18 protein-coding genes are annotated in these 23,911 nt (G+C 56.4%); 1 reads left to right on the forward strand and 17 read right to left on the reverse strand.

The window, feature by feature from the left end:
- Window positions 1-3: 3 nt before the first annotated feature.
- Genes N7922_RS21575 through N7922_RS21590 form a run of 4 tightly spaced genes read right to left on the reverse strand, consistent with a single transcriptional unit; the run spans window position 4 to window position 3,865 of the window.
- Entirely contained in the window at window positions 4-951 is a 948-nt protein-coding gene (locus N7922_RS21575) for an iron-siderophore ABC transporter substrate-binding protein (protein WP_263098202.1), read from the reverse strand.
- A gap of 15 nt (window positions 952-966) precedes the next feature.
- Window positions 967-2,019 (reverse strand): FecCD family ABC transporter permease, encoded by a 1,053-nt coding sequence (locus tag N7922_RS21580; protein WP_263098203.1) that lies wholly within the window; start codon window positions 2,017-2,019, stop codon window positions 967-969.
- Window positions 2,016-3,041 (reverse strand): FecCD family ABC transporter permease, encoded by a 1,026-nt coding sequence (locus tag N7922_RS21585; RefSeq protein ID WP_411554158.1) that lies wholly within the window; start codon window positions 3,039-3,041, stop codon window positions 2,016-2,018. The genes N7922_RS21580 and N7922_RS21585 overlap by 4 nt, the downstream gene beginning before the upstream one ends.
- Complete coding sequence (locus tag N7922_RS21590; RefSeq protein ID WP_263098204.1) at window positions 3,038-3,865, reverse strand: ABC transporter ATP-binding protein; 828 nt, start codon at window positions 3,863-3,865, stop codon at window positions 3,038-3,040. Before N7922_RS21590 ends, N7922_RS21585 begins: the two co-directional genes overlap by 4 nt.
- Window positions 3,866-4,267: 402 nt before the next feature.
- Here N7922_RS21590 and N7922_RS21595 point away from each other — a divergent pair, with 402 nt between their 5' ends.
- Window positions 4,268-6,427, forward strand: a complete 2,160-nt coding sequence (locus tag N7922_RS21595; protein ID WP_263098205.1) for a TonB-dependent siderophore receptor — start codon at window positions 4,268-4,270, stop codon at window positions 6,425-6,427.
- Between the two features lie 45 nt (window positions 6,428-6,472).
- Here the strand turns inward: N7922_RS21595 and N7922_RS21600 are convergent, their stop codons facing one another.
- The 13 genes from N7922_RS21600 to N7922_RS21660 all read right to left on the reverse strand — a co-directional run bounded on the left by N7922_RS21600 (window position 6,473) and on the right by N7922_RS21660 (window position 23,722).
- A complete protein-coding gene (locus N7922_RS21600; RefSeq protein ID WP_263100975.1) occupies window positions 6,473-6,889 on the reverse strand; it encodes an IrmA family protein in 417 nt (138 codons plus the stop codon).
- A gap of 47 nt (window positions 6,890-6,936) precedes the next feature.
- Entirely contained in the window at window positions 6,937-7,413 is a 477-nt protein-coding gene (locus N7922_RS21605; protein ID WP_263098206.1) for a hypothetical protein, read from the reverse strand.
- A gap of 51 nt (window positions 7,414-7,464) precedes the next feature.
- A complete protein-coding gene (locus N7922_RS21610) occupies window positions 7,465-7,947 on the reverse strand; it encodes a hypothetical protein (RefSeq protein ID WP_263098207.1) in 483 nt (160 codons plus the stop codon).
- A 10-nt stretch (window positions 7,948-7,957) separates the two neighbouring features.
- Entirely contained in the window at window positions 7,958-8,668 is a 711-nt protein-coding gene (locus tag N7922_RS21615) for a hypothetical protein (protein ID WP_134318913.1), read from the reverse strand.
- A gap of 20 nt (window positions 8,669-8,688) precedes the next feature.
- Window positions 8,689-10,227: a formylglycine-generating enzyme family protein gene (locus N7922_RS21620; protein ID WP_263098208.1), complete on the reverse strand. Its 1,539-nt coding sequence runs from the start codon at window positions 10,225-10,227 to the stop codon at window positions 8,689-8,691.
- Window positions 10,217-11,446, reverse strand: coding sequence for an ABC transporter permease (locus N7922_RS21625; RefSeq protein WP_263098209.1), 1,230 nt, complete (start codon window positions 11,444-11,446; stop codon window positions 10,217-10,219). The genes N7922_RS21620 and N7922_RS21625 overlap by 11 nt, the downstream gene beginning before the upstream one ends.
- Entirely contained in the window at window positions 11,427-12,119 is a 693-nt protein-coding gene (locus N7922_RS21630; protein WP_263098210.1) for an ABC transporter ATP-binding protein, read from the reverse strand. Before N7922_RS21630 ends, N7922_RS21625 begins: the two co-directional genes overlap by 20 nt.
- Window positions 12,119-14,080 (reverse strand): vWA domain-containing protein, encoded by a 1,962-nt coding sequence (locus tag N7922_RS21635; protein WP_263098211.1) that lies wholly within the window; start codon window positions 14,078-14,080, stop codon window positions 12,119-12,121. Before N7922_RS21635 ends, N7922_RS21630 begins: the two co-directional genes overlap by 1 nt.
- Before the next feature lie 9 nt (window positions 14,081-14,089).
- Window positions 14,090-15,073 carry a hypothetical protein gene (locus tag N7922_RS21640; protein WP_263098212.1) on the reverse strand — a complete coding sequence of 328 codons (984 nt, stop codon included), beginning with the start codon at window positions 15,071-15,073 and terminating at the stop codon, window positions 14,090-14,092.
- Window positions 15,074-15,079: 6 nt separating this feature from the next.
- Window positions 15,080-17,746: a putative virulence factor gene (locus N7922_RS21645; RefSeq protein WP_263098213.1), complete on the reverse strand. Its 2,667-nt coding sequence runs from the start codon at window positions 17,744-17,746 to the stop codon at window positions 15,080-15,082.
- Window positions 17,746-20,748: a virulence factor SrfB gene (locus N7922_RS21650; protein ID WP_263098214.1), complete on the reverse strand. Its 3,003-nt coding sequence runs from the start codon at window positions 20,746-20,748 to the stop codon at window positions 17,746-17,748. Before N7922_RS21650 ends, N7922_RS21645 begins: the two co-directional genes overlap by 1 nt.
- Window positions 20,748-22,151 (reverse strand): SrfA family protein, encoded by a 1,404-nt coding sequence (locus N7922_RS21655; RefSeq protein ID WP_263100976.1) that lies wholly within the window; start codon window positions 22,149-22,151, stop codon window positions 20,748-20,750. Before N7922_RS21655 ends, N7922_RS21650 begins: the two co-directional genes overlap by 1 nt.
- 269 nt (window positions 22,152-22,420) lie before the next feature.
- Window positions 22,421-23,722 carry a VWA domain-containing protein gene (locus N7922_RS21660; RefSeq protein ID WP_263098215.1) on the reverse strand — a complete coding sequence of 434 codons (1,302 nt, stop codon included), beginning with the start codon at window positions 23,720-23,722 and terminating at the stop codon, window positions 22,421-22,423.
- Between the last annotated feature and the right edge of the window lie 189 nt (window positions 23,723-23,911).

Below are 23,911 nucleotides of genomic sequence, written 5' to 3' on the forward strand. Positions count from 1 at the left end.
CCCTTATTTCGTCACTGGCAGCGGCCGCCCGGCAATCTGCGATTGCACCTGCGCCACCATCAGACTCAGCGAAGCAAAGGAGTTGGAGATCGCCTCTTCACGCGAGATCAGCACATAGCGCCCGCTACGGCAGGCATTAAGAAAATCGCACCAGCCCGGCATCACGGCATCCATCGCTGCAACCTCATCCTGCGGTTTACCGCCGGTATCGCCACGCCAGGTAGCAAACACAAAATCCGCGTCCAGCTCCGGCAGGCGTTCCGCACTGACGTCAATGCGCCCGCCGTCAGGGATGCTCTCAATAAGCGGTGGGAAACGGAAACCGGCATCGCGCAATACGCGCCCCAGAGAGTGGTAACTGTGCATGGCGTTGATTTTGCCGTTATTCGCCTGGATAACCGACACGGTAATATTGCGGGTGTCGATGGTCTGTTTCAGCGCCGCGATCTGCGCCTGGTAACGCCGCTCAAGGATCGCCAGCCTGGCCTGCGTGCCGGTCAGTTGCGCCAGTTTGCGGTAAATCTGCGGCGCGCCGCCGTCCAGATGATCGATGCTCACCGTCGGGGCGATCTTCTCCAGTTGCTCAACCGGCGTATTACGGCTGGGTTCGGTAATGATCAAATCCGGCTTCGCCGCAGCAACCGCTTCAATATCAATATCCACCGAGCCGATAAATTTTATGTCCGCGTTATCAAAGTCGACCCCGGTCAACATGGCGCTGGAGCGCAGCGTATGCGTTCCGTCCGGGCGGGTACGCCCGTGACTGGCCACCGGCGGGACGCCGAGTTCGATCAGCGGGATGGTGATGTCGAGATCGTGCAGAGAAACGATCCGCGTTGGGTGCAGCGGCACGGTGACCACACGGCCCAGATCATCGGTAAAAGCCTGTGTCGGTTGTGCGGCGCTGACGCTTAGCCCCACCAGCAGCAAAAGTGAAAGAAGTAAGCGCATACGGCTCCTCAGGATCTATAAACGATCCCGCCGCTGCCACAGCAGCAACAGGAAAAATGGCCCGCCGACCAGCGAAATCACAATCCCGGCGGGAATTTGCAACGGTGCAAAGGCCAGCCGACCGATCGAGTCCGCCAGCAATACCAGCAAGCCGCCCAGCATGGCGCTGCCCCACAGCAACGCGCGCTGTCCGCCGCGTAGCAGAAAGCGCGCCATATGCGGGGCAATCAGACCAACAAATCCCATGCTGCCGACGCAGGAAACCGTGGCGGCGGTCAGCAACACCGGGGCGATAATGCGCAGCAGTTCAAGTCGCGCCAGGCGGACGCCGAGGCCGGTTGCGGCCTGCTTTCCCAGCAACGCCACATCGGCAGCGCGCGCCGTTAACAGCAGGATCAACGTTGCAGGCAGCACCCAGCACAGCGCGACCACCAGCAGCGGCCAGGTGGCGGCATGCAGACTTCCCGCCAGCCACATCATCGCGGTTTGTACATCGCGCACATCGGCGGTGGTCATAAACACGCCGATACCGGCGGCAAAGGTCCAGGAGACGCCAATCCCCAGCAAGACAAAACGCGGGCGCGAAACATCCCGCGCCAGTCCCATAACCAGCCCTGCCGCCAGCAGAGCGCCCGCCATACCCGCCAGCGGACGCCACACCAACCCTACCGCAGGGAAAGCAAGCACCAGCGTTAATACCACCACGCTGGCCCCCTCTTTCACGCCAATCAGCCCCGGATCCGCCAGCCCGTTACGGGTTATCGACTGCATCGCCGCCCCCGCCATACCGAGCATCGCGCCGCACAACAGCGCCATCAGTACCCGGGGAAAACGAATATCCCACACCACATACTGTTGCTCTGCGCTAAGCGTTGCGGGGTAAAACAGCGCGCGACCTATTGCCGATGCCGGCACGGGTAACGAACCTTGCGTGACGCCACAGAGCAGCAGCACCAGCGCCAGCACGCCAAGCCCGGTAAGCCAGAACAGTGCTTGCGGGCGTAACAAACGGGAAAAACCGCCGATGCGCACGCCACGCAAACCGGTGTGGTGAAGCCTTCCCTTCATTTAAAGAACCTCGCCGCCAGCACAATAAACAGCGGCGCACCAACCAGCGCGGTCATCACGCCCGTCGCCAGTTCCTGCGGCGACAGCAACATCCGGGCGGCGATATCCGCCAGTAATAACAGTAACGCGCCACCCAGCGCCGACAGCGGCACCACGGCGCGCAAATCGTCCCCGGCAAACCGACGCACCATATGCGGCACCACCAGGCCGATAAAACCGATGGGACCGGCTACCGACACCGCCGCACCGCACAGCAGCGCAATAGCCAGCAGCGACAGCACGCGGGTGCGCGCCAGCGACACCCCCAGACCACGCGCCATGCTGTCGCCCAGCGCCAGCATATTCAGCGATGGCGACAGCCAGAGCGCCAGCGCAAACCCGGCCAGCGCGGCGAAAGCCGCATGCTGAATCAACGCCCAGTTCAGCCCGGCGAGATCCCCCGCCAGCCAGGTGCGCATGCTCAACAGCGTTTGTTCATCAAGGATCAGGATCGCCGCAGTAATGGAGGAGGCGAATGTCGACAGCGCCACGCCGCAGAGCGTCACTTTCATCGGCGTAAACCCCGCACGCCCCGCCGCAGAGAGTGCCATCACCAGCGAGAAGAGCGCCGCAGCGCCGCCTGCGGCAATCAGCGGGCGGCTGAAAGGGGACTCCCCAAGGCTGACGCCCAGCGCAGTGGTCGCCACCACGGCCAGCGCCGCGCCGGCATTGAGGCCGAGGATATGCGGTTCGCCTAATGGGTTGCGGATCACCGACTGCAACAGCGCCCCGGCAACACCCAGCGCCGCGCCGGTAAACAGCGCCGCGACCAGACGCAGCAGGCGCAGGCTGACGATCACGCGATGATCGAAATTGCGGGCATCAAAATCCACCAGCGCCCGGATAACCACAGGCGGCGCAATATAACGCGCGCCCAGCCCCAGATGCGCAATCCCCGCGGCCAGCAACAGCAGCAGTAACACGACAAACGTCATCCCTGTACGCCCGGAACGTCGGCGGGCGGCAAGCGGCACAGCGCTCACGCGCCGTCTCCGTGAGGTTTACGGAAGGGCATAAAGAAGGGTTTTCCGGTTAGCGGGTTCACCGACATCTGCACGTCAACATCGAAGACGCTTTTGATCAGCTCTGGTGTGCAGTTATCCCCTTCGTGGAGTACGCCCTGTAAGCGCCCCTGTTTGAGAAACACCAGCGTGTCGGCGTAGTTCACCGCAAAGTTAAGATCATGCAACACCACCACGACTGTCCGTTGATGATGGCGCGTCAGCGAATGCAGCAGTTCGAGGATCTCCACCTGGTAGCGCAGATCGAGAAAGGTGGTGGGTTCATCCAGCAGGATCACCGGCGTTTGCTGCGCCAGAGCCATCGCGATCCAGCAGCGCTGGCGTTGCCCGCCGGAGAGGCTGTCGACAGGCTGATGGGCAAACCCGGCGGTCCCGGTAAGGTTGAGCGCTTCCAGTACCGCCAGCTCATCGTCTTCCGACCACTGGCGCATAAAGCTCTGCCACGGAAAACGCCCGCGCGACACCAGCTCAAACACGGTGAGCCCTTCCGGCACAATCGGCGACTGCGGCAAAATGCCTAACTGACGGGAGACGGCTTTGGTCGGCTGTTGGTGAATGTCTTTGCCATCAAGCAGCACGCTGCCGCCAAGCGGTTTCAGCATGCGGGCAATGGTGCCAAGCAGCGTGGATTTGCCTGAACCGTTCGCCCCCACCAGCACAGTCATCTTCCCGGCGGGGATGGTCAGGTTGATATTGTCGACGATAACCTGTTGGTGATAGCCCGCGGATAACGCCTCCAGTACGATCCCTTGTTCTGCGGTTAGATTTTCCACTGGCTGTGGCATGACGCGCGCTACCCTTACAAATAAAAATAAATATCATTCTCTTTTCGATATTGCCGTTTGCCACTGTAGTAGTCAAGCCTGATGATGAGATAAACACGCAACGTTTTCAGGGCTGTCACTACAACAGAAACCCATCTGACGATTTTAAATTTATCTTTTTATATTCAAATAATTAGATATTGAAAGTTTGGATCTCAACCGGCTTATTTGACGCAGAGAAGCGCTGTAGCGAAATTCTTTCTTTTTCCATTTACTACTACAAAACGCCATGATTGAATGATTCTCAATTACATATCTGATGCCACAGCACTGGCTAACGGATAGATTGATGCAAAAGAGCAATTACTAAAAAAACGTTCACTCCTGCGTGGCTCGCAGGATCCTTTCGGGAAAGTAGATTACATGGCTGAGTTAACTCGTTGTATCTCCGGGCTGAAAGGTCGCGCGCTGTTCTCCGCGATCTTTTTGGGATCGGTCTTCACTCCATTTACACACGCGGCGACCAAAACCGATCAGACCAGCGATGGCGATACTCTTACGGTGCTGGCAGACGCCTCCTCCGCCGATAAACAGGCGACATCCGGCTACCAACCGCTGAATACCTCCACCGCTACGCTGACCTCAATGCCGATGCTGGATATCCCGCAGGTGGTTAACACCGTGAGTGATGAAGTGCTGGAAGATCAGCACGCCACCAGCCTCGATGAAGCGCTGTACAACGTCAGTAACGTGGTGCAGACCAACACACTGGGCGGTACGCAGGATGCGTTTGTCCGCCGGGGATTTGGCGCCAACCGCGATGGCTCCATCATGACCAACGGCCTGCGCACCGTGGTGCCACGCAGCTTTAATGCCGCCACGTCGCGTGTGGAAGTGCTGAAAGGCCCGGCTTCCACGCTGTACGGGATCCTCGATCCCGGCGGGCTTATCAATGTTGTCACTAAACGCCCGGAAACCACTTTTGGCGGCTCGATCTCGGCCACCTCTTCCAGTTTCGGCGGCGGCACCGGGCAGTTTGACGTCACCGGTCCGATTGAAGGAACGCGGCTGGCGTATCGCCTGATTGGCGAGTACCAGAATGAAGATTACTGGCGCAGTTTCGGCAAAGAAAAAAGCACCTTTATCGCCCCGTCGTTGACCTGGTTTGGTGATAACGCCACCGTCAACGTGATGTATTCACATCGCGATTATCAGACACCGTTCGATCGTGGCACCATCTTCGATCTGACCACCAAACAGGCGGTGAACGTCGACAGAAAAACCCGTTTTGATGAACCGTTTAACATCACCGATGGCGAATCCGACATCGCGCAATTAAATGCCGAGTACCGCTTCAACAGCGCATGGACCGGGAAAGTCGAGTACGGTTACAGCCAGGATAAGTACAGCGACAACCAGTCGCGCGTAATTGCCTACGATGCGAAAACCGGCAACCTGACCCGCCGCGTCGACGCAACCCAGGGTTCGACCCAGCGCATGCACAGCACGCGGGCGGATCTGCAAGGGAATGTGGATATCGGCGGCTTCTACAATGAGATCCTGACGGGTGTGTCGTATGAATATTACGATCTGCTGCGTACTGACATGATCCGCTGTAAAAACGTCAAAGATTTCAATATCTACAACCCGACCTACGGCAACGCCAGTAAGTGTACGTCGGTTTCTGCGTCCGACAGCGATCAGACCATTAAGCAGGAGAGTTACTCGGCCTATGCGCAGGACGCGCTGTACCTGACCGACAAATGGATCGCCGTAGCCGGGATGCGTTATCAGTACTACACGCAGTATGCGGGCAAGGGCCGCCCGTTCAACGTCAATACCGACAGCAGCGACGAGAAATGGACGCCGAAATTCGGCCTGGTGTACAAGCTGACGCCGTCGGTTTCGCTGTTCGGCAACGTGGCGAAAGCGTTTATGCCGCAGTCGTCTATCGCCAGCTATATTGGCGATCTGCCGCCGGAGACGTCAACGTCTTACGAAGTGGGCGCGAAATTTGACCTGTTCGACGGTGTTACTGCCAATATCACTGCATTTGATATCCATAAGCGCAACGTGCTGTATAGCGAGATCGTGGGTGATGAAACGGTAGCGAAAACCGCCGGTCGCGTACGCTCGCAGGGCGTGGAGATGGATCTGGCCGGTTCGCTGACGCCGAACATGAATATGATCGCCAGCTACAGCTACACCGCAGCCAAAGTGTTGGAAGACCCGGACTATGCAGGTAAACCGCTGCCGAACGTTCCGCGCCACACCGGTTCCCTGTTCCTGACGTACGACATTAATAATGTGTTTGCCGGGAATACGCTGACCCTTGGCGGCGGTGGCCACGGTGTAAGCCGCCGTTCAGCCACCAACGGCGCAGATTACTACCTGCCGGGCTACTTTGTTGCCGATGCGTTTGCCGCTTACAAAATGAAACTGCAATATCCGGTAACCTTACAGGTAAACCTGAAAAACATCTTCGATAAGACCTATTACACCTCGTCTATCGCCACCAATAACCTGGGTAACCAGATTGGCGACCCGCGCGAAGTGCAGTTTACGGTGAAGATGGATTTCTGATGAAAGGCAGGACGCCCAGCACTGGGCGTCCCAGCCACAGCAAAATCATTTAGCCACTTTAATCGCCAGCGGCTGATAAAACTGCGGATCAAACATCGTTAACGGTAAGGCCATCGGCTGGCCGTTAACCTCTTCCGTTGCCTGGACAATCTCAATCTGGCTGGCGTCCTCCTGGCATTCGCTTTCCAGAAAGGCGTTTTGTGAGCGTGTTGCGTCGCTGTCGCCAAAAGGCTCAACCTGCATGACGCCTTCGCTCACCGTTTTGCCGGTTTTATCTTTCAAGCGCAGCGTAATTGCCAGATGATTAAATGCCTCGCCGTTACCGCCGTTATCCAGCCGGAACTGTAGCGCACAAATATTTCCCGGCATCCAGACACTGTCCGTATTGCGAATGCTGATATAGCGCTGGTTTTCCGCCTGGCTTGCGGCAATCTGCCCCGCCAGCACAAGCGTAAACGCCATCGTTACCGCGCGCTGTAGCGTCAACTTAGCCACCACCACCTCCCGACTTACTCTGCATAGCCATAGGTGCCATCGTCACCGGTATCAGCATCGTTCACCAGGTTCTCACCTTGATACGGATTCGACAGAAAACCACCTTGCTGGCAGGCTTTCTTCATGATCAATTTTTGCCCCTGGTAGACTTTTAAGCCGGTAAATTCCCAGCCTTTCCCGATACCGCTATACACCACATAGCTGTAGCGCCCATTAATAAAACGGTACCAGCTCGCACCGCCGCCGGAAAACGCCATTTTCCCTACGCGCACCTGCCTTTTATCGCCGGTGATTTTCGGCAAGGCCATCTCCAGCTTTTCAATGGAGCCATAAGAATAGGCAGGAACGTCATTGTCCACGCGAACAGTGACAGATTTGCCGTTCGTCAAATCGCAATTAAAAAGTAACTCGGGTTCCGGCGGTGCAGCATGAGCGCAACTCAGCCCAGCTATCAGCATCATCGCCCCGGCTGCAACAGGGAATCGTTTCATTGCAATCACTCCGGTAAGATCCCCCACCCGCCAGCGCGCGTGGGGAAAAGATTATTGACTATCAAGCGTTTGCTGGAGCTGCGTTACCTGATCCTGCAATTTTTGCAGTTCCATCTGTTTTTGCATTACAGAGGCCGAAGGCTGGTTCTGTGCCTCTTTCATGCTTTTTTCCAGATTCGCCAACTCTTTCTGGGCGGCAGCTTTACCCTGCATCTTTGACTTTAACTGCACCACAAGGTTATTCAACGAACGCTCCAGCGCCTGCTGAGACTTACGCTTACTGGCTACGCTGGCGTTGCTTTGCGCTTTTTCCTGCTCAATAGCGTCATACACCGCCTTAAACTCTTTATTCAGCGCCTGCTCGTGCTGGAGCGTATTTTTCTTCTCCTCCACGCGCTTATCCCAGGTACCGGAATAGTTGCAGTTAAATTTGGTGACAATGCTGACATCGCCTGTCGTCGGATCGCAATCGCGCGCATTGGTCGCGCAACCCGCTAATAAGACCGAAGCCACCACCAGCAATACATAACGCATTCTGTTCTCCTTAACTGACTTTCAGCGCAGTACGTTGGGTGTAAAGGCTGTCCAGATCCTGTTGCAGCGAGTTGATTTTGGCGTGCATTTCGGCAATTTCGCCGTCCAGTTTTTTCGTTTCTGCACCGCTTTTGCCAATCCCGCTGGACACATCCTGCCACTGCTTCTCATGTTTTTTCATGTCTGCAATGGTGTTACGCAGGTAAGCAATGTTGGCATCCACGCTTTTAACCTGTTTTTGCACGTCTTCTTTTTTGGCGGTTTTGGCCGCGATGTCTTTATTCAGCTTATCCAGCGTCTGTTTGTCACTGGCGATCACGCTTTTCGCCACGTTGGTCGCATTCTGGATTTTCTGGTTCTCAGTCTGAATATCTTTAATGGCCGCATTCAGCTGCTGTTCCTGGGACGCATACTTTTTACGCTGATTATCCAGATAGGCGTTAGCGCCCACACCCACACCGCAGCCAGCAATCGCCGCAGCTGCAATACAGAGTGCTTTATTACTGGAGTTACTCACCGCACACGCCAGCGCGCCTAAAGCAGCACCGCCTGCGCAAGCCTGCCAGCCAGATTTATTAAAAAACTCAACGTCCTGGTTATTCGCCAGGCGAGGATCGACAGAACCATTGCTGCTGCCCGTACCACCGGTGCTCTGACAACCGGCCAGCGCCACAATTAAACCTGCCACCATCGCTGTACGTAATGCTCTTAACGTAATCATTCCAATGACTCCTGCTTGCTTTAGTTATTTTGCTTACATGCGGCAAGCCAGGCGTCACGCGTGACTTTGCCATTCTTCAAATACCCTTGAAGATTGTCCCACCAGGTATTCAGATAGCCGTTCAGATTGGTTTTTCCACGTGCGGCCAGTTGCTGCTGCACGACCGTTATCTGCGGCGCAATGATCTCTTTACTGTACGTGGTGCCCATATCCACCACCGTATCGGCGTAGTAGCTGGTAATAAAATCGAGGGCTTTTTTATGCTGATCCAACTGTTCCTGACGGCGAGAGCAGTTCGCATCAACCGCGCTCCCGGCGGCACAGGTTTTTTCATACAACTGGGTCAGGCGATCATAAAACTCACCATCATCTTTCATCTTGGTACACAGAAACGCCCCCAATTGCAGCGAGGTGCGCACTGCCTGATCGCGTTGTTCATCACGCAGTTGGTTATTCGCCCGTAGTTCGCTGCGCAGTTGTTCAAGTTGTTTTTTCAGCCCGTCATCCTGCACTTTTTCAGAAATGGCATTCAGGTTTTGCAGCGAATCGGTCGGTGTTTTTTGCGCGGCCGTTTTTTTCTCACTGCCCAGCGACTGCCACTCTTTCTCGATTTCTTTAATGCGATCGCGGGACGTTAAAGTTGGCGAAACCAGAACGAAACGCATACCAATGGTTTTATTGGCGTTCTCGTCTTTGCCAGCGTAGTAAGGCTCCTCGCCACGCAACGAGGTGCGAATATCGCCCTGCGGAGTTAAGAAACTGCCGCCGCGCACCACATAGCCGCCCGCTTTACCGTGTTGACGGTCCAGCTTATTCAGACGGAAGGGTTCAAACATCATTTCAGCGGCGTTGCCTAATATGTCGTACAGCCCAAGTGGGTTGGGTTTCAACAAGCCGCTAAGCTGCAATTTGCCGTTCGCGGACTGTGCACCAGCAAACCACACATAGCCATTTAGCCCTTCTGGCATGGGGAAGCGCTGATCGCGAAACTCCGACGGCGAGACCGCAAGCCCACCACGGGCGGCAAATTCCCATTCGGTTTCTGTTGGCAGGCGTACAAACCCTGGCTGCCCGTCATCTTTTGGCAGCGCCTCTGGTTTCTCTTTACGTAACCAAAGGTTGTATTTGTTGGCCAGCTCCATTGCCCCCATCCAACCGAGGCTGACTTTCGGCAGCCGACCTTTCATATCCGGCGCGGCACATTCACCATTGATGGCATGTGCCTGTAAGTCGCTTAGCTCATATTTTGCGATCAGGTAGTAACGGCCTTTTTCTTTACCATCCCCCGCGAAACTCCCGGCGATATGCTCCTGCCGGGACTGCTCCAGATATCCCCATTCGTCGCCCTCCTGTCCCAGCGTCACGTTGTAATCTTCCAGCGGTTTATCCAGAGGAATAGCCACCTTACGAAACGCCATTGCGCCTTCGCACGGCATGGGCAGAATCACATCGTCAGGCAACGGTTTGGGGTTCCAGTATTTTTCATCCCAGCTTGCCTGCGCCGTGCAGGCATACCCGAGCGTGGCCAGCACCAGGCCCGCAAGACAATTAGATTTCACGTAGACTCTCCGCAGGATCGATCTTTAATGCGCGCAACGCGCCAATGGCCGCCACACCCAGGGCAACCACCAGTACGCTCACTAAAGCGGTAATAAAATGCATCGGCGCCAGATGGCAGACAAAAGCCTGATCGGGTAATGACGCCCCCAAAAGGTGGTTAAAAACAGTGCTGCCGAGGAAATAGAGCACCAGCCCGGCGCAGAACGCGCCCCCGGTCAGGCACAGCGCCTGGATTACGATAAAGATCGTTACCGCATGCCGCCGGAACCCCAGCAGCCGTAGCACGGCCATATCTTTTCGTTTGCGATCAATATTGGCGATAAACGCCCCAACCAGCGAAGCAATACTGCCCGTTGCCGAGATCCACGCAATCACCGCGAAAATCACTCCCAGCACGCGGTCAATGGCGCGCACGGCTTCAATTTGGGCAGACTGCGTCACTATTTCAATGTGCTGCTGCTCCAGCCAGTTCGCCAGCGGCGCAACATCATCAATGGTGCGGGCATACACTCTGGCGCGAGAGAAACGGCTGCGTTCGCGTGTCGGCTCGCCGTCGCTGACGCCCAGCGAGGCAACCTGAAAGCCGTCGCGATAATCTTCCAGCGCGACCAGTAACGGCAATGAAATAAACGCCGCGGCCCGGCTGAACCTGGACTCTGCCAGCACGCTAGTGACCCGCACCACTTTATTCACTCGCTGGTTAACGCCCGCCAGTTTGCGCGATACCACCAGCCGTATTTCGTCCCCCGCCTGCACATTGAGGTGGCTGGCTGCACTGGCGCTCAGCACAATATCATCCTCCTGCGTTGGCAGGATCGCGCCCGCCAGCAGCGGATCGCCGGCCGCGGTGGGGATCACTTCCGCGCCCGCCGCAAAATGCTGGCTGTCGCGGACCAGATCCGCCTGCGTATTGAGTGAACGGGTCAGAGGAATTGAGAAGCCCACTTCCGGGCGCTGCGCCAGTTGCGCGAGCCACGGCAGATCATAACTGCCGTTTCCGGTCATACGCACTTCACGGGTGCGGGGATCATCCAGCAGATCGTGGCGCAGATGGCTGACAATGCCATTTTTCAGCCCAAACAGCAGCAGCAGCGGCGCGATCACCGCGATCAGCGAAAAAATAATACATAGGGCGACCTTGCGATCATGGATCAGATCGCGCAGCGCCATCTGCAACAGCAGCCCGCGCGAGGCGGTATCAGACTGGCGAGAAAACACTGTGCCCCTCCGTGGTCGTGGCGCGGTAACAGCGCAGCCCAAAATCCGACACCCGCTGCCAGTCATGGCTGACAACAATGGCGGCCATATCCAGCGATCGCACCATCTCTACCATCAATGAAAACAGGCGCGAAGCATTGTCCGGATCCAGCGCCGCGGTCGGCTCATCCGCCAGCAGCAAACGCGGCTGGTGCGCAATCGCTCGCACAAAGGCCACGCGCTGGCGTTCGCCAATAGAGAGCTGCGCAGGCATTTTGTTTAGCAGTGGCGTCACGCCAAGCTGGGTAATCGCTGTTTCAAGCCACGCCGAGTGTGCCGTCATGCCAACCAGACGACGCGTCAGCGTGATATTGTGCGACACCGATAACCATGGCAATAAGCCGCCATTTTGCAGTACAAACCCCAGTTCGCGGGCGCGGATATCCGCCAGCAATACCTCATTTTCGGCCAGTAATGGCCCGGCAATATCGCGCGGAGGGTTACCCAGCCGATATTCGCCCAGCCGATCAGGACGCAAAATCGCGCCGATCACTTCAAGCAGCGTGCTTTTACCGCAACCGCTGGGGCCGGTAAGCGCCACCATGTCGCCGTTCGCCAGCGTCATGTCCGGCAGCGTCACCTTATAGCCGCTTGCCCCGCCGCGCCGAATGGACAGATCCCGGATGACCAACATCAGGGGAGGTTTTCCAGCGGTACCGGGTAGACGTTATCGCGCGGGTCGCTGTCCGGCGCGAGGGCAATCCAGCGATCCACATCCTGGTTATAGCGCTGGTAGTAATTAAGCTTGGTGTTCAGGCGGCGAATAAACCGTTCCTGCTCCAGGCCATCCCAGCTTTTCCATGTTTCTTCATCCAGACTCAGCACTTCACTGAGATAAGGCAGGCCATCGATGTACTCGCCCAGCAATCCCATTTCGCCCAAGCGGGTAGCGCTTTTGCCTTTGGCCTGGGTCGGATCGTTACCCATCGTGGCAGCCAGAGAGCGCAGGCTGGCAAACATATCATCCGGTGAGATCATCCCTTCATTAGCAGCATCGACGATTTTCTTCAGCACATCGCTTAAGTCGCTCAGTTCGCTTTTGGTCAGCAGAACGCGCACTTCCGTGGCGGGCACATTCTGATTAACCAGATCGCGATCGCTGATCCATGACTTGAATACCGGTGGCGCTTGCGTGCCTTGTTTCTCACCAAGGTACGCCAGGCGCATTGCCTTACTGAGTTTCTCCGCGTCACTTAACAACGGCGCGGCGTTACTCTTGCCGTAATCGGCACTGGCGCCCAGCGCACTACCAGCCGTCTCTTCACCACTCCAGGCCGTTTTGATCTGCCCGGTAATCGCATCCGCCAGGCTGTCGACCATCTGGCCAAAGTTATTCACATCACCGGAATCAATCGGGTAGTACAGCGGCTTATGCAGGAACGGGTTCAGCGTTAAATCACGGTACTGGGCTTCCGCCGAGGCGTGATTCTTCGCACCGGACGGGGTTTTTAAATGCATGGCATACAGCGCCACGCCGCGATAAGCCGCTTCCTGGCGGATTTGCGCTGCATCGAGGTGGGTCGAGGAGAGTTTATCGGTGCCATCCAGCGCCCCCGCATCGGTGATTAACACCACATAGCGCGCGCCAAATTGCGTCCAGTCGACCTTATCCAGCGCCATCATTACGCCGCCGTAGGCGTCTTCATCGACTTTGCTACTGGAAACAGTCGCCTGCTTCAAATCATGCACTTTTGCCAGAAAATCTTTGCCATCTTTCACCTTGTTAGGATCGACAAACATTTTGCTCTCATATTCCAGCCCCGGCGCAGCCTTCACATTAGAGCGGTAAGCCACAAGACCGAATTTCACCTTGTCCTGCAGATTTTCCTTTTCAATGCGCTTGTAAACCTTATCGATCGCCTCTTTCGTGCGGTCGATGTAAGGCCCCATCGAGATGGTGGAATCGATCACAAAGACGACAGAAGCGGTAAAGCCGGTCATCATGTTTTTCTCATCACTGGCGTTGGCTTTCGCCGCGCTGCCAGCTTTCGCCTTTTCGCTGACCGAGGCCACGTTCAACAAACGCACCTGAAAACCGGTATCGGTAAAGACATCGTCAGAGCCCAGCACCGGCAGCAAATAAAAGTTCTTCTGCTGATCCACCATATATTCCGGCTCGCGCGCCAGCACCTGAGGCACCGGTCTCTGCCTCTTCAGGTCGCTAAGAATGGGATCGAGTACCGCTGCGGGCTTTTCATTATTGAGGATCTTTTCGATGTCGGTTTTATCACGGAAAAACAGCATCGGGTTGCGGCCCGCCGGGTTGGTAAAAGCCAGCGTCAGCTGCATTTTCCACTCAACCGTGCAGGCGGATTTCAGCCAGCCCGATACGTGGCCAAAGCTGTCCGGCCCGACTTCCAGCCACTCGTCATTGGCCTGCTGGCTTCGCTGGTAAACGTAAAAGCGGCTAAAAGCAGGCTGCTCTTTGCCTGCCTCACCCGGTTTACTTGCCAGCTCACAGCCAGGATAGGTCAACACGCGCTGGTACAACGCGTGCTTTCCTTCTTGCAGGAGCGGTTTTTGATCGGCAGCAACGGCAGGCAAACTCAACGCTGCGGCACATAACGCCGCGCAGAACCCGTGCATGTTTTTCATTCTGAAATCCTATTTTTTCAGCTCGGCTAAACGCGCTTTGGCCTCATTATTTTGTGGATCCTGAGTCACCACACTCTCGTACCAGTAGATCGCGGTTTGCGGATCGGCACTAAAGCAACCGCCCTGTGCCGCCGTTTTCGGGTCGTATTCCTGGGCATAACGCAGCGCGATCTGCGTATCGCCGGACTGCGCTTTATAGGCATACAAACGCTGCGCAATATCACAACGTTTTGCCGTCTTCGCTTTGTCAATAATGCTCAGCACTTGCGCGCCACTTGGCTGGCTACGCAGGCACCCTTTCACAAAATCGAGATCGTTCTGGCTGCTCATTGTTCCATCGCTGCACGGGCCGCTGGCCTGCACGGCAGGTGCCGGTGTTGCCGCAGGTGCAGGTGTTGCCGCCGCTGGCGGCTCGGCTGGTGCCCGCAGGAACCACCAAGCGGCAGCCCCGGCGATAATCAGCAGTAGCAGGACAACCGCAATGATCACCGGCAACAGGTTTTTCTTCGGCGTAACAGAAGGTGGCGGTTCTGGCGTGTTAACCAGTTCCGGCGTCGGCGCAGGCGCTTCAACCGCCTCGGTAACCACCGGCGCGGGTGCCGCCTCCGCCAGGGAATGGACACTGACCGGCAACTGGTTTTCGCCCCCGGCCTGCGAGCTTAAAAGCCCGTCCGGGATCATTAACACGCCCATATCGCGGGTGCTGTCGTCTTTGGCAATCAAGCGATAGGCCGCCTGACGGTTCGCCAGTAGCGAATCAATCAGCAGCGGGCCAATCTGCACTTCGGGGTTATCCTCGACCTGGCTTAAGGTCGGCAGTGCAAGGAATACCTCGCCGCTGACCCACTGGCCGTTATTGTCGAGATACAACTGATCCTGGTTACGCTGAACCGAAATCAGCACGCCGTTCAGCTCGCCATGCCACGCTTTTAACAGCAGACGAGCATGGCCCGGCATCACGGGCTGGAGTGGTTTTAATTCGGGTTTAATCACAACGGCTTACTCCTGCCCGGTCTTAATAAGGTGAATAATCGCGCCCAGTTGTTCGTTCTGCGCCACGCTAATTTCACGCCCGGCGGAATGCCCGGCGTTCTCTTTGATCAACTCTTCCAGGCCCACCAGCCAGTCGACAATAAAAATGACGCTGTAGTTAAGCTGCTGCGGCGTGAGGCGAGCGAGGCGATCATTTTCCGCCCATGCTACCGTGCTGCACTGCGCCGGACGCGAGAAAATCGGCTGCTCCGGGGCATTGGGTCGTGCTGGCCGTTTGGCTTCCGGCACGGCCTGGTAACCCAGCCAGGTGATGAAATCCCCCATCACATGCAGCACGCGCGAAACCTGACGATCCACCATCCGTTCACGGCGCACACCCGCCTGTTCGGTATTGGCCAGCGTCGACTCAAGCACGGTTTCCACCCGCAAACGCAGAATGCCGCTGATCAGTTCATCCACCAGCGACTCGATCACCGGGCGCGGTAACTTGATGTAGTTGAGCAGGGTGGAATCTTCAGGCAGGCTGCGCAAATGGTTAACCCAGTGCTGCAGCGCCTGTCGGGCAAATGCCCGTTCGTGGCTGTGAGTGGTGGCAGCAGGCGCATCGCTGATAAAGGCATCTTCAACGCCAATATCAAACGGCGAGGAAGCCTGTTCCTCCTCATGCGTAGTTTCGACTATCGTTTGCTGCATATAGAGTTCACGCAGCGCCTGACGTGAAGGCACCAGTTGCGCCAGCAGTTCGCCATGCATACCGCTGCGTTTTTTCAGCGTGCTGAGGATTTCATCTGCGATGCGCGCTTTTTTAGCGACTTCTTCTTCGCCATCCGGCTGATACCACTTACCCAGACCGCCGCCAGCCAGCTCGTCACGCATCTCTTCTAGCTGTTCGCCAATACGTTCCAGCTTCACTTCAGGGCGGGCAGCACGTCCAAGATAGTCGGCCATCCGACGCATACCGCCATCGTTGAGGCTCATCATGGCGCGCCAGGCCTCTTCCGGCTGTGCGATATAACGGGCTATTGCCTCATCTTCCAGGAAGGTTTTGCGCATCAGTTCAAGCTGCGGCGTGCACTCCTCATCAAACGCGGCTTCATCCCCACCGCTTATACGAATAAACGGTGTTGGCTGGCGGGGTTTTCGCACCAGGAAGGTGTTGTTAAACGCCTGTCCAGGCTGCCACTCTTGCAGCCACTCGCAATGGCCGAAACGTTCGGTAATCGCCATTTTGATCATGCCGCCCAGCCCCCAGGACTGACGGAGCAGGGCTTCATCGAGGTTTAAATTTTGCGTGATACGAATATCAAACATGGTTAAAGCCCATACCAGGCCCGGCAAACGGCGGCTGCGCGCTGCTGCATCGTTCCCCTGAGTATGTTTGATCCATTCACTCAGGACGCCACTCACCTCTTTCACGTCGGACTGCTTATTCGACGCGGTACACACCACCAGCACGTTCATCTCTTGGTTATCGGTGTAACGCTCGAACAGATAGGCCACTTTGCCGCGCAGGATCAGCTGCGCCAGCGGATTATCAGTGTCACCAGGGTCGGCCCGGCGGCTGTCGGCCATGGATTGAATGCTCATACGGCCGCGATACCCGGGAAAATCGAGTAAGTCGACCTCTTCAAACAGTTGCTCACGCGTGGCGGCCAGCAGCGGAATATTCAACTCAACGGTGAGCGCCGTCAGCTCGGCCAGCGAAATGCTCACTGCCGCACCAGCCACGCCTGCCTGCACCGGACGCACGTCGACACGCTTATCCGTATCGCGGTTGAGACGCCCCAGCATGTCCACGTTCATGATGCTGTCTTTCTGCACCAGCACGCCGTTTTCTTCATGCACCAGCGTGCTGAGTGGCGCCCAGACCTCGAGCGCCCCGCCGAGGCTTTGCAATGTGCGCGCAAAGCGGACATAGGCTTCGGTCAGTTCACTGATTTGCCCCCACAATACTGAGAACAGCAGACCACGATCGTCCAGCGATAACCACGGTGCCATCGATACAGCCTGCGGCCAGTAACGCAGGGCCAGATGCCCCTGGCTGCGCGCGGCATGGCGAGTGGTGTAATCCCACAGCGAAACCACATCATCTTCGCTAATGCCGGGTACACGCTGCGGCAAACGGCGCTTGTTGAGCGTGCTGAGTAGTTCGGCGATCTGCCCTTCACTGAATTGCCAGTTCAGTTTTTCCTGGTCGAAATCGTGAATAAACGCATTGGCGAGGATTTTCCCCATTTCGCATTCACTGAACAGCTGCAAGGTGACCGGCGACTGTACATCACCGCCGCAAGGCTGGCGGCTAAAGCGCGTGACCAGGCCGGTGGCTTCTTTTCCGCCGCCGGGTGGGTTGATATGGCTGATAAAATCCAGTTGCTGCCCGCCAAGCTGCGTCTCCAGCTTGCCGTTTTCGCCCGCCGCCAGCGCAGATATCAGGTAGGACTTTCCTGCCTGCGACAACCCAAAGAAACCAATGGTCATTGGCCGGGCGGCGGCGTGCGCCAGACGACGCGCTTTGTTGCGGCTGCGGCGTAAGTTAAGGGTCAAATTATCCGCTTCGGTGTTCAGGCGCGGCGCATCCTGGCGTACTGCAGCAATCCAGTCGATAGCCTGAGTGGCACCGGCTTCAACGCCCTGCCACCCTTGAATAATCTGTTCGGTTTTATTGGTGCTCATCAGCTTTTAATACTCCCGCTGTCCAGCCAGTAATGCGTTTCACCCAACCCATTGCCGACCAGCGTATTCAATTGGAATGTCACATCACCACGCCCGTAATTGCGCTGTGCATTCACCATTTCCAGCGATTCAAGTTTGAATTTTTCCGGGCTAACAGCAGGCTCGCCGCTACGCGCACGCCCAGACTCCGCCTTCAGGCGAATATGCATCACCGCATCGCCAGCCAGTTCGCTGGCCAGTGCGGGCTTGGTGATTTTCAGGGTATACAGTGCCGAAGCAGGCCAGCGTTCGTTGTCCAGTTGACGGAAGCCAATACGCAACTCGCCGCGCGCCTCCAGCACCTGCTCCTGGCTGAGTTGGAAACCGTCTTCATCCAGGTTGATATCGCGCCAGACCACGTTGCTGTCCTTGATGATGTTGTTACTGTCAAGAATGCCCATGTAGCGTATGGTCGAGTACGGTTTGAAATTCGCCGTGCGGAAATAGAAGTTATTAAGACGCGAATTTTCCGCCAGCAGGCACAGCATCGCGCCAACTACCGCCGTCGATTTCGGATCGTCAATGCGCCCTTTCTTATTGAACGGGTACCAGCCGCCGGTTTCATAACCGTGTAAAGGCAATACGCGTGAAGGGGGAACGGGCTGAAGCTGGCGGATCAGCGCCTGGATACCCGGCAGGCGTGACGGACGGCCAGTCAGCAGCAGGACGTCGCAGTTGTAGTGCCACAGCACTTCACACAGCGCGCGCAGGCTATGGCAAATGTTCATGCGTCCACTGCGCGGATCAATAAATTCGTTGTGTAAACGCGAAAGATCCACTTCCAGCGGCACATCCAGGATCGAGAACGGGACATCGCCAGCGGATTGCCCGGCGCGCACTACATCATTGATGTAGTTCTGCACTTTTTGCGTCGGCACATTGTCGGCCAGCAAGGCGCGGAAGCTGTCGTTGAGCAGCTGACGCCCGGTATGCGGTTCATACTCTTCATAGCGATGCAGGATCGCCAGAGCCAGCGGCGCGAAGACTTGCAGTGTCAGTTGCTGGCGCAAGACCTGTTTACCGGCGTCGATAGCTTCACTGCCGAAAAGCTGCGACATCATTGATTCTGCCGATCCGTCACTGTGCCCGGCATTGATCATTGCGGCTTTCACCGCCGGTTGCAGGTAAAGCTGAATCACATCCAGCAGGATGTCGTCCCCCGCCACTTTAAAACCTTCACGGAACAGCTGTTGCGGCTCAATACGCACGTTAACGCCTTTACCGTCGTCGAGCGTATAACGCGAGATAACCAGATCGGTGGTGCCGCCGCCAATATCAATGGAGGCCACTTTCAGGCTGCGTTTGTCGCCTTCGGACGGCTGGTTGTCCGGGCGCCGGGTTGCGGCGAAAAACTCGTCAGTACGGCCACCAAAACAGGTTTGCGTTTCGTTGTACAAATAGACCAGTTGCCCACAGGTGGCTTCATCCCATTTGACGTGGACGCCAGGGTGCGGATACTTCAGGGCGCTGTCGTCATCGCCGCTGTAGTCAATGTCTTCCCAACCCAGTGATTTCCACACCAGACGAATGGCGTCGCGCATGCTCTCTTCAAAGATTGAGCGCTCGGGCTTGGGCATGGCGGGCGGTACCGTCATGATGATGTTGCGAAGCCGCCGCGGCGTGCTGGCGTGGTTCATTTTCAAACGCTGTGCCGGGCTGTTGATCTGCATCAGCGCCTGGCTAAGCACCTCGGCCAGCATCATCGTCATCAGTGAGCTGCGGCTGTAAATCGGCGAGAACACGGGCATCCGCTCGTCTTCCGGCAGGCGGATCAACAACTTACCCTGATCGTTGAGCATGTAGAGCAGCGGCGCGGCAGTCGCCAGCGGTTCACGTTCTGATTTGACAAAAGCCTGGCTGAAACGCCAGCCCGGCGAATAAGGTTGATCATCCCACAAATAGCGTTTGGGGCTGGAGATCCCGGTGGATCCTTCCGTTCCCAAGCGGCGAGCCGCCATGCGAAACGCCTCTTCCCCCACGCGGCCAATGGTTGGCCAGGTAAACGCATCGCTGCGCCCGCTCTTCAACGAGAAATCCTGTTTGCCAAATTCCGCCTGCGCGAACTCAAGTCGGCTATCAAAAGGTTCGTTATAAACGTTCTGAGGATGGCTGAGATCGCGTAACTGCAACAGATAAAGCTGCGATAACCCTTTGTTATCATCGCGATGTTCTTCAATCAGGATGCCGCAGCTGCGCGAGTTACCAATATCCAGCACCAGATCGACCGGAATGGCGGTATCGCGAATTTTGACATCGTTGACCTGCACTTCCGGCATCGTCATATAGTCGCTTAACGCGCTCAGCAGGTTCAGGTAGTGCGCCTGGTGCTCTTTCAGCGCCAGTTTCTCTTCGTTATCTTCGTAATGCTGGCGCAGGCGCGACGTAGCCTGGGTGGTGTAAACATCGCGTAGCCACTCTTCAACCCACGGCAGTTCAAGGAAGGTTCCCATTTCATGATTGTGCCTCGCCAGCGCAAAGCCAGACCCGGCGCGGACGTCATCCTCACCAGGCGCAAGGTATTGCGTGTGTTCACGATCGGGGAAGATTTTGGTATCAAAAATCAGGGTTGCACGCCAGGTGTTACCTTTCTCGTCTGGTTCGTCCAGCGCATGAAACTGCACGCGCGACCAGTTGGTCGGCCCCTGCGCAAAGGCGCGCGGTGGATTAAAGCGGAAAAAGGGCAGCGGCAACCAGACGCCTTCATACAGGCGCAGTGACTCTTCGATCGCCAGAGAATACTCCGCTTCAGCGTAGCGCGCGGCTTCATTATCGGGCGCGGGAATGCGGAACTTGTCTTCCCGTTCGTTATAAATTAAGCGCAATACCGCCGCATCACCCGGCTGGCGGAGAAACTCGCCATACGCTTTGCGTGCGGGTAAAGAGAAGGCGAAATCAAGAAACTGGATCCCGCTGTCGCGAATGAGCTTTACTTGTTTTTTAAAATCAGTGGGTTCGGCCAGCATTAGTTACCTGCCTCCTGCTTCATCGAAATGGGGAAAAGGGTACTGGCGTCATAACGCCCTTTGCAGTCTGCAATGCTCTTCGCGCCTGGCGCACACAGCACTTCCGGCATACGGTAGGCAGAACCGTCTGAGCACTGCGCCTCACCTGCGTTGTTCAGCACCAGTTGCCCGGCCTGAATGGCGGCATTGACCTCACCGCGACAGGAGACGCCGTCGCCGCGCGTCATCTGCACTTCGCCTTTGCCATCTTTAATCTGGTAGTTGAGACTCAGCGGCTTGCCGGTGCGCTGATCCTGGATGCCGGCGCCGGCATGCCAGCGCCCGTTGAGAAACGTCGTATTGCCTTGCGCAAGCGCTTCAGGAGGGAGCATGAGTGGCGTTTTTCCGCTGGCAGAGGGCGCATCGCCGGGTGTTGCAGGATCAACGGCGGGTGCCATTGCGGGATCAACGGGAGCGGCCTCTGGCGCAGTAGCGGGTTCGGTGGCGGCATCATCCGTGGTTGCCGGAAATGTCCCCTCCCCCTGGCCACCCGTGCTGCCGTCAACGGTGGGCAGCGCGGCATCGGCATCGGCATCGGCAGGTGCCCCATCAACAACGGTCACGGGTGCATGAGCAACAGGCTCACCAGAGAGAGCAACACCGCTCTCCCCCGCCGGGTGCAGCGTGACGTTGTCTGTCTGATGTGCCGGGTCAGGTGTGATGTGTGCATTCGGCGGTGTCGGCAGCGACGGGCTGATACCGGGAATATGTACACCTGGCACACAGCTGCGTAAAAAGAATAACACCAGTAATAACAGCAGAAGCAACGGCAGCAGCCAGCGCAGCCAGCCAGGAATACGCCACCACCAGCCGCGCCGGAGCGGTTGCGGAGCGACAGGCGTTGTCACGGGTTCAACAGCGGGTTGCGCGACGGCTGACGGGGCAGCAGATACGGCCGGACGCAGGCAATCCAGTGGATCGAGACGGGCCTGGTGACGGGCATTGACGAATCCCCAGAAACTGATCACTGGCTTGCCGCCAACGAGCCAGACATGCTGGTTATCCGGAAACTGCAACGCTTTTTCGAGGAGTTGCCCGAACAGGCGCTGTTCTGGCTTATCGTGCTGACGTAACTCGTCACTGAATTTGCGCAGGGCGTGCTGGTTCATTTCCAGTTGGCTGAGCGCCGCCTGGCGTTCGTTCTCTGTCGCCGCTGACCACGGTACAACATCGCCCGCGAAGGGGGCATACCAATCAATACGATCGCCATGTTCGTTGATTTGGGGAATGGCAAGGGTATCGGCAACGTCGGCATAACGACGCAGGCGCAATGTTTCGCGCAACTGCAGTGCCGATAAATGAACAGCCTGGCCGTTTTCACCCATCGACTGGTATTTGTCCAGCCTGTCACTACACAAAAACATTTCTTTCACGTTTGCATGCCCTTGCTAATTAATAACGAGTAAAGAGGTGCTTTATTTTTATCAAGAGCTGGGAGCTGCACGACCTGCGTGGCTATTTTCAGGGAGTTTTTTTGCCAGACTCTATCTCACTTCTTATCGGCACGCTGATGTGAAGGTTTAGCCATAAATTAAATTTTTTACGTCCCTGTCTTTCACAAAAAAATCACCTAAGAATGAAACCATCCCACCCTGAAACTATTTACAGGTTAACAAAAAAAACACCTCGACAATTATTCGCAATGTTCCGGGATATATTCCTGCATCGCTTTATTCACTACCGCACTAAAATCTTTGGCCGTATTGGCCGCATAAACTCTGCCGCCGGTGGCACTGGCGATACAATTTCCGGCCCCGGTGTTCATAATATCCACCACGTTAATTTGCAGACGGGGTTTGTTGCGTTTTAGCTGCTGCGCGACGGCGCAAGGATTGCCGCCGCAGGTTTCGTCCCCATCGGTGATCAATAAAATTATCGCATCGCGATTAACCCCATCCACGCGTTTGCCCGCCAACTGCAACGCCTTCGCCAGCGCGGTTTTACCATCGGGCTGGATACTGCTGATTTGCTTTTTCAGCGCCTCGCGCTGAGAAAACGAAAACGGACTGGAGGACGTCACACGCTGGCAGTCTGAGGCAACCACCAAACTGATACCCATATCCTTCGGCAATCTGTCGATAATTTGCCGGGCGGACGTGCGGGCCAGCGCGATGCGTTGCGGATCGCGGAAAATATCCCTGCTGCTACGATCCTGCGCCCAGCGCTCAATCTCTTGCGGGGTTGCTTCCATGCTCACTTCCATGGAGCCCGTCGCATCAAGAATTATCACCACTTCAGGCGCTTGCGTTTGTGTGCGCTGCGCCGGGCAGAGCGCTTTCACCGGCGCTGGCGGTGTCTCGGGTTTGGCTGGCGTCACCGGTGTGTCAGGTTTGACTGGCTCAACCGGCGTAGAGGCATTGGCAGGCGGTTTAATCGGCTCGGCGTTTTCTACCGGGAGTTTGATCGGTTCAGCAACTTCATGGCAGCCGCGTAACAGCAACAACGCCAGCAAGAGCAGAAGCGCCAGCAGCAGCAATAACCACGGCCACAGCAGACGTTTGGACGGTACTACGGGCGCAACAACCGGTGCCTGCTCTGCGGGCCACCAGGTGATCACCGGTTGCCCGTCGATGGCCCACACTGCTGCAGGATCTGGCTGTCTGCTGGCTATAGCCACGATGCCGAGGCTTTTCTCGTCGAGCGTGCCGGTCTGTAATAATTGCTGATGCAGCTGTGTAATGGCAGCCAGCTTCTGGCTTAATAGCGTATTAACCCGCGCCTGTTCATTATCAGATAACGCCTGACAGGGCGTCGGCTTTCCATTAATTTCGCTGTACCATTCGACAGCGCCATCGCTGGCAATTACAGGCTGGGCAAAAAGGGACAGTGCGCCGGAAGACAAATATTGCCGGAGTAAATCAGCCAGAAGGGGGTAATTATTTAATGTCTGCTGGATCTGTAAAGTTTGCTCAGTTGTTCGTGTAATTCTTATCATTCGAATAAACCGCAATCCGTGCAAGATCTTCACAGAAAAAGTGAAAACAAATAATAGAGCCTACGACATTATCGTCGCAAAAGATAAAATCAATACAGCCGGGCGAAAACTACTAAATATGGCGGGAATAAAGTTGGCTGTGCGAAATAATCTGCATAATATATTATGCATCTTTATGTAAAGCGATTT

Source organism: Kosakonia sp. ML.JS2a (assembly GCF_025642095.1).
Taxonomy (GTDB): Bacteria; Pseudomonadota; Gammaproteobacteria; order Enterobacterales; family Enterobacteriaceae.

Coding starts and splice junctions, on each gene's coding strand:
- N7922_RS21575 (WP_263098202.1), bottom strand. CDS start 951: ATGCGCTTACTTCTTTCACTTTTGCTGCTGGTGGGGCTAAGCGTCAGC.
- N7922_RS21580 (WP_263098203.1), bottom strand. CDS start 2,019: ATGAAGGGAAGGCTTCACCACACCGGTTTGCGTGGCGTGCGCATCGGC.
- N7922_RS21590 (WP_263098204.1), bottom strand. CDS start 3,865: ATGCCACAGCCAGTGGAAAATCTAACCGCAGAACAAGGGATCGTACTG.
- N7922_RS21595 (WP_263098205.1), top strand. CDS start 4,268: ATGGCTGAGTTAACTCGTTGTATCTCCGGGCTGAAAGGTCGCGCGCTG.
- N7922_RS21600 (WP_263100975.1), bottom strand. CDS start 6,889: ATGGCGTTTACGCTTGTGCTGGCGGGGCAGATTGCCGCAAGCCAGGCG.
- N7922_RS21605 (WP_263098206.1), bottom strand. CDS start 7,413: ATGAAACGATTCCCTGTTGCAGCCGGGGCGATGATGCTGATAGCTGGG.
- N7922_RS21610 (WP_263098207.1), bottom strand. CDS start 7,947: ATGCGTTATGTATTGCTGGTGGTGGCTTCGGTCTTATTAGCGGGTTGC.
- N7922_RS21615 (WP_134318913.1), bottom strand. CDS start 8,668: ATGATTACGTTAAGAGCATTACGTACAGCGATGGTGGCAGGTTTAATT.
- N7922_RS21630 (WP_263098210.1), bottom strand. CDS start 12,119: ATGTTGGTCATCCGGGATCTGTCCATTCGGCGCGGCGGGGCAAGCGGC.
- N7922_RS21635 (WP_263098211.1), bottom strand. CDS start 14,080: ATGAAAAACATGCACGGGTTCTGCGCGGCGTTATGTGCCGCAGCGTTG.
- N7922_RS21645 (WP_263098213.1), bottom strand. CDS start 17,746: ATGAGCACCAATAAAACCGAACAGATTATTCAAGGGTGGCAGGGCGTT.
- N7922_RS21650 (WP_263098214.1), bottom strand. CDS start 20,748: ATGCTGGCCGAACCCACTGATTTTAAAAAACAAGTAAAGCTCATTCGC.
- N7922_RS21655 (WP_263100976.1), bottom strand. CDS start 22,151: ATGTTTTTGTGTAGTGACAGGCTGGACAAATACCAGTCGATGGGTGAA.
- N7922_RS21660 (WP_263098215.1), bottom strand. CDS start 23,722: ATGATAAGAATTACACGAACAACTGAGCAAACTTTACAGATCCAGCAG.